This is a genomic window from Methylophilus sp. DMC18, assembly GCF_056314005.1.
In genome coordinates this window covers 827,856-834,134 of record NZ_JBQUZE010000001.1, presented here as the reverse complement: position 1 = coordinate 834,134, position 6,279 = coordinate 827,856, and the positions used below count along the sequence as shown (strand labels likewise).

The window sequence follows — 6,279 nt, the reverse complement described above, 5'->3', positions numbered from 1 at the left end:
AAACTGGTTGAGAATGCTGGTAACACCATGGAAGAAGTGGTTTCCTCAGTCCAGCGTGTGGCCGATATCATCAGTGAAATCTCAGCCGCATCTACCGAGCAGTCAACGGGCATTGACCAGGTGAACCAGGCAGTGACCAGTATGGATGAAACCACCCAGCAAAATGCAGCCTTGGTTGAAGAGGCCGCTGCTGCGGCTGAATCCCTGGTCGATCAGGCCAATCAATTAGCCGATGCCATTAGTCAGTTTAAACTTGAGGGCGTGGCCGCTGGCGGGTTTTCCAGTGCGCACGCAAACACGCACCGCGCGTCTGAGAAAAAACATGCAGTCAACCTGACTGCCATGCATAGACATAAAGTCAGCCCAAGCCGTGGCGCTGGTGATCCGGGCAAGTTGCTCAAAACGGGCACGCACGATCATAGCTGGGAAAGTTTTTAAGCGCCAAATTGCCTTCTGTAGCAGCTCATAGGGCTTAAATCCCCCTGTTTGCTGCTGTAAAGGCTAAATGGCTCGAATAATCCCCATGATCAAAACCACCCCGCCAGGTAAGTAATTACGACGATAAGAATTTCTTTAGGGGGGCAATTACCGCAAAAGAACCAAATTTCCCCTTTTTACATGCAATTCAAAAGTGGCTTGCATGCTGAATAATCGCTGACATAGGTCGATAAATAGACCAAATAATAAATTATCTGGATCTGGAAAAAAGGAGTGAAACGCATGTTCGCTGATCAATGGGGTGCGCTTGCGGGAAGACTTTCTCGTACTAAGCTTTCATTACAACTGACGATGATACTGGGCGTGCTGGTATGCAGTCTGTTGGCACCACTGGTTTTAAATACCGGTTCAGGTATGGGTTTCATGCTTCATGCAGGATTAACGCTGTTGGCTATATTCATGGCATGCAGTCTGACCGCCTCAGTGAAGCACGTGGTAGGTGGCGAGCCCTTGCAAACACTGCAAGCCGCACAATCTCTAGCGCAGGGTGACTTTGCTGTGCAGACAAGCGCAGCCACAGCCTCGGTGGCAGATGCAATCAATCAGTCAAAAGCCGGTTTTGCAAACTTCAAACAGCAATTGGCGCTGATAGAAGCCGAACATGCCAAAGGCAACCTTAACGCGCAGCTGGATGTGAGTGCGTTTGCAGGGGAGCTGAGCCAGTCTGCCGCAAGCGTGAACCATCTATTAAACATGCATGTGGCCAGTATGGAAAAAGCCGGCCGCGCCGTTGAGGCGCTGGGTCGTGGTGAGCTGAATACGCAGCTTGAGCGCTTGCCAGAACATTTGCATGCCTTCAATCAAGGCTTCGATGGCCTCAAATCTAACGTACAGGCATTGATTCAGGATCTGACAGCAATGGCTAAAAACCATGCCGAAGGTGAAACGGATGCGCGTTTGAATAGCGGTCAATTGCAGGGTGATTTTAAAGTGGTGGCTGACGTTGTGAATCGCATGATTCATGGCTATGTGACCGAAACCGAGCGCTTTATTGCAGTCATGGACAGTATTGGCCGTGGTGACCTGACGGCGCAACTGGAAGCCATGCCAGGCAAGAAAGCCGCCATGAACAAGAGCGTAGATCGTATCCGCGGCAACCTGAAAGGGATTGTAGACTCTGTAAACTGGGTCAATGCCGAGCACGAAAAAGGCAATATTGATATGACCCTGCGTGCAGACATGTTCAAAGGCCAGTTCTCATTATTGGCTGAAAGTATCAACAATATCGTGGCTGGACATATCGAGTTGAATCAAAAAGCCATGGCCTGCGTACAAGCGTTTGGTGATGGTAATTTTGATGCGCCGCTGGAGCAGTTCCCAGGCCTCAAGGCAAAAATCAATCAAACCATAGAGCAAGTGCGCAGCAACTTGAAAGCCTTGAATGCAGACGCCCAAATGCTTGCCGAAGCCGCCAAAGAGGGCCGTGTCACCGTCCGCGCCAATGCAGACAGACACCCAGGCGATTATCGCAAGATTGTGCAAGGCATGAACAATACGCTGGACATGATTGTAGAGCCAGTGTTGACGGTGAAGACCGCAGCGGAATCTATCAATATTGCTGCCAAGGAAATTGCCCAGGGCAATGCCGACTTGAGTCGCCGTACTGAGGACCAAGCAGCCAACCTGGAAAAAACAGCTTCCAGCATGGACGAGCTCGCATCGACTGTGAAACAGAATGCCGAAAATGCCAAGCAGGCGAATAATTTAGCTGCACAGGCCTCACAAGTTGCCGTCAAGGGTGGCGAGGTTGTCGGTGCGGTGGTGGCCACTATGAGTGATATCAATGAGAGTGCCCGCAAGATTGAAGACATTATTTCCGTGATCGATGGCATTGCCTTCCAGACCAACATTCTGGCGCTAAATGCAGCGGTAGAAGCGGCCCGGGCCGGTGAGCAAGGTCGGGGTTTTGCAGTGGTGGCGGCCGAGGTGGGTAGCCTGGCGCAACGCTCATCCGTGGCCGCACGTGAAATTAAAGAATTGATTACTGACTCAGTGAACAAAACAGCAGAAGGTAGCCGTCAGGTACAGGAAGCTGGAAACACGATGCATGAAATCGTGGATTCCGTGAAACGGGTCAGTGTGATTATTGGTGAAATTGCATCGGCATCGAATGAACAAAGTGCCGGCATCGCCATGGTCAACGATGCGGTGATCCGCATGGATGATGTGACGCAGCAAAACACCGCTTTGGTTGAAGAGGCTGCTGCGGCTGCAGAATCCCTGATGGATCACGCCAACGAGTTGGCTAGTGCAGTAGGGGTATTTATTGTGGATGGACAGGCAAAAGCGTCCAGCCATCGCGCAGGAAATGCAGACTGGGACGATGATTATCGTCAGGTCAGCAACGGTTAGGGCAGGGTAGGGAACGCCCTTTAATAAAGTAGTACTTTTTATATCAGGAGTTAAAAATGGCAGTGATTGATCGAGTATTGATTGGCGAAGGTTTAGTCATCGAAGAGCGTCCAGAAGGTGGTTTGGATTTGAAAAATGTGGCCCACATTGACTTGATTATGGGTCCACGCGGTAGCGCTGCAGAAGACGCATTTTGTCGTACGCTCACCGACCAAAAACAAGGCGTAAACGGTTTGTTGGCGATTGCAGCGCCAAATATGATGGTAAAACCAAACACCGTAATGTTTAACAAGGTGACCATCAAAGATGGACGTCAGGCAACACAAATGTTTGGCCCGGCACAACGTGGTGTGGCTATGGCTGTAATGGATTGCGTCGCTGACGGCACGATCCCGCTGGAAGAAGCAGATGATGTATTTATCTGTGTTGGTGTATTCATCGACAGCAAAGCTGACATGGATGACCGTATCCAAGACTGGAACTACCGTGCAACAAAAATGGCGATTAAAGCCGCCGTTGCGCGTGAGCCTAAAGCTGCTGACGTCGTGAAGCAGTACAAGGAAGCGCTGCATCCATTTGCTGCACAAACCCCGGAAGCACAAAACCGTCGTGCTGAAGACAAAGCTGCTGCCTTAGCAATTTCTCAAATGCAAGAGCGCAGCAAGCATGCAAAAAACAGCTATGAAACCCAAGTTAAAGATGATCAGCAAGTTGATTTGGCCATTTCACAAATGAGAGAGCGTATCAACACGACACGCGCTTAATTCTGGCAGTGTATGCCCGCGGATTTGCATAGGATAACGAAGTGAGTGCATTAAAAAAACAAGAGCAAGAAGATCGCGAGTTTTTGTTTACGCGCGATGATTTCGTCAGAATTAAAAGTCTGATTTATCGCCATGCAGGCATTTCATTATCCGATGCAAAGACCGATATGGTCTACAGCCGAATCGGAAGGCGTTTGCGCGCGCTGGACATGAATAGTTTCAAACACTATCTGGACACGCTCGAGCAGCAGAACAATGCGGATGAGTGGCAGGCATTTACCAATGCGCTAACCACTAATTTGACCTCGTTTTTTCGGGAAGAACATCATTTTCCGATTTTGGCCGAACATCTGGTGAAGCTGTCAGCCAACCGGCGAGGAAAACCGCTACGCATCTGGTGTTCTGCGGCATCGACAGGCGAAGAGCCTTATTCGATTGCGATCACCGCTTGCGAAGCGTTTAATAGCTTGAAGCCGCCTGTAGAGATTGTTGCGACAGACATTGATACAAATGTGCTGGCAACGGCGAGTGCAGGCGTGTACCCGCTAGACCGGGTCAAGAAAATGGATGACGGTCGTGTACGCAAATTTTTTGAACGTGGCACAGGCAAGCATGACGGCCTGGTCCGTGTCAAAAAAGCCGCCCGTGACCTGATTCATTTTCACCAATTGAATTTACTGGATGCACAATGGCCATTTCATGATGGCTTTGATGTGATTTTTTGCCGCAATGTCATGATCTATTTTGACAAGCCGACACAAGGCAAAATCATTGAAAAATTTGTCAACCTCATGCATGAAGACAGTTTGTTATTGGCAGGCCATTCAGAAAACTTTTTGTATGTGTCCGACCACCTGCAACTGTTGGGAAAAACCGTCTATAAATTAAAAACCAGTGGCGCGGCACGTTCCAGCCTCTTTACGCATCGGAAATCGCTATGAGTGTCATGCAAGAAGAAATTTCTAACACCCTGTATTTTGACAGAACATTTAATTGCAATGCTGCCAAAATTTCACCAGGGGAGTATTACTACACAGACAAGGACATGTTGATTGTCACCGTGCTTGGGTCCTGTGTTTCTGCCTGTATCCGTGACAGCCGTACCGGCATTGGTGGCATGAACCATTTCATGTTGCCCGAGGGGGGCAGTGCAGACAAGGACAGCCCGATCTCTGAGTCGATGCGCTATGGCACTTATGCCATGGAAGTCTTGATCAACCAGCTGTTGCGTAACGGCGCCAAGCGCGAAAACCTCGAAGCTAAAATTTTTGGGGGCGGCAACGTCTTGCGCAGCTTTACCACCAATAACGTGGGTGATCGTAATGCTGCGTTTGTCAAAAAATATCTGAAAGAAGAAGGGATTAAAGTCACCGGCGAAGATTTGCTGGATATTTATCCCCGCAAGGTTTATTTCTTTCCCAAAACCGGTAAAGTACTGGTTAAAAAGCTGAAACAATTGAACAACTACACCTTGGTCAAGCGCGAGCAAGCTTACTCCAGCAAGCTGCAAACCAACGATGTGGGTGGAGATATCGATTTGTTCTAATAATAATTAAAACAAGGGGTTATGCCATGAAAACAAAAGTGCTGGTGATTGACGACTCGGCATTGATACGCAGTTTGTTGAGCGAAATCATTAACGACACCAAGGATCTGGAAGTGGTTGGAACCGCACCGGATCCGCTGGTCGCGCGCGAGATGATCAAGCAGTTGAATCCGGATGTACTCACGCTGGATGTAGAAATGCCACGCATGGACGGTCTGGATTTTTTAGAAAAACTCATGCGTTTGCGTCCGATGCCCGTGCTTATGGTATCCACGCTGACAGAAAAAGGCTCTGAAATCACTTTGCGTGCACTGGAGCTGGGTGCCACCGACTTTGTCACCAAACCCAAAATGGGCATTACCCAGGGCATGCAGCAGTATGCCGCCGAGATTACTGACAAGATCCGTGTTGCTGCCAGGGCAAAAATCAGCACCTTGCAAAGTATTGCCAAAGCGTCTAATACGCAGATACAACAAAGTCCCATCCGCAATCCGCTCATCAGTAGTGAAAAACTGCTGATTATTGGCGCCTCTACTGGCGGCACCGAAGCGATCAAGTCCTTTTTAATGCAGATGCCTTCTGATTGCCCAGGCATTTTAATTACCCAACACATGCCTGCAGGCTTCACCAAGTCCTTTGCTAGTCGTCTGGACAGTCTGTGCAAAATTGCCGTCAAGGAAGCCGAAGATGGTGAGCGCGTATTGCCTGGCCATGCCTATATCGCGCCTGGGGATCAGCATTTACTGCTCGCCAGAAGTGGCGCCAACTATGTCACCCGTTTATCTGACGCCGAGCCGGTGAATAGACATAAGCCATCAGTCGATGTATTGTTTGATTCAGCGGCTACAAACGCCGGTAAAAACGCCGTCGGGATCATTTTAACGGGCATGGGCAAAGATGGCGCCGCGGGCATGTTGCGCATGAAGAATGCCGGCTCTTTCAATTTTGCCCAAAACGAAGAAAGCTGTGTGGTGTATGGTATGCCACGCGAAGCGGTTGCGCATGGTGGTGTTCACGAAGTCGGGCATTTAAAAGACTTGCCACGTCTGGTGCTACAACATCTTGCAACTAACAGTGAACGCGCCATTCGCGTATAGTACTGTGAGGAATAAACCGGTA

The 6,279-nt window shown here is 49.3% G+C and carries 6 protein-coding genes; all 6 read left to right on the top strand.

Annotation, left to right across the window (positions count from 1 at the left end; all coding sequences use genetic code 11):
* The coding region (locus ACT53G_RS03805) for a methyl-accepting chemotaxis protein (RefSeq protein ID WP_476168760.1) at positions 1-438 on the top strand (438 nt) is incomplete at its 5' end.
* A gap of 459 nt (positions 439-897) precedes the next feature.
* The gene (locus tag ACT53G_RS03800; protein ID WP_476168759.1) at positions 898-2,850 is read left to right on the top strand and encodes a methyl-accepting chemotaxis protein; all 1,953 of its coding nucleotides are present in this window, start codon (positions 898-900) and stop codon (positions 2,848-2,850) included.
* A gap of 56 nt (positions 2,851-2,906) precedes the next feature.
* The gene (gene fae, locus ACT53G_RS03795; RefSeq protein ID WP_194746681.1) at positions 2,907-3,614 is read left to right on the top strand and encodes a formaldehyde-activating enzyme; all 708 of its coding nucleotides are present in this window, start codon (positions 2,907-2,909) and stop codon (positions 3,612-3,614) included.
* 41 nt (positions 3,615-3,655) lie between these two features.
* Complete coding sequence (locus tag ACT53G_RS03790) at positions 3,656-4,555, top strand: CheR family methyltransferase (protein WP_194746682.1); 900 nt, start codon at positions 3,656-3,658, stop codon at positions 4,553-4,555.
* A complete protein-coding gene (gene cheD / locus ACT53G_RS03785) occupies positions 4,552-5,160 on the top strand; it encodes a chemoreceptor glutamine deamidase CheD (RefSeq protein ID WP_124551641.1) in 609 nt (202 codons plus the stop codon). The genes ACT53G_RS03790 and cheD overlap by 4 nt, the downstream gene beginning before the upstream one ends.
* 26 nt (positions 5,161-5,186) lie before the next feature.
* Positions 5,187-6,257, top strand: coding sequence for a protein-glutamate methylesterase/protein-glutamine glutaminase (locus ACT53G_RS03780; RefSeq protein ID WP_194746683.1), 1,071 nt, complete (start codon positions 5,187-5,189; stop codon positions 6,255-6,257).
* Positions 6,258-6,279: the final 22 nt, after the last annotated feature.

Excerpts from the sequence above, each read along its gene's own strand:
- cheD (WP_124551641.1), top strand. The coding sequence starts at position 4,552 with ATGAGTGTCATGCAAGAAGAAATTTCTAACACCCTGTATTTTGACAGA.
- fae (WP_194746681.1), top strand. The coding sequence starts at position 2,907 with ATGGCAGTGATTGATCGAGTATTGATTGGCGAAGGTTTAGTCATCGAA.
- ACT53G_RS03780 (WP_194746683.1), top strand. The coding sequence starts at position 5,187 with ATGAAAACAAAAGTGCTGGTGATTGACGACTCGGCATTGATACGCAGT.
- ACT53G_RS03800 (WP_476168759.1), top strand. The coding sequence starts at position 898 with ATGGCATGCAGTCTGACCGCCTCAGTGAAGCACGTGGTAGGTGGCGAG.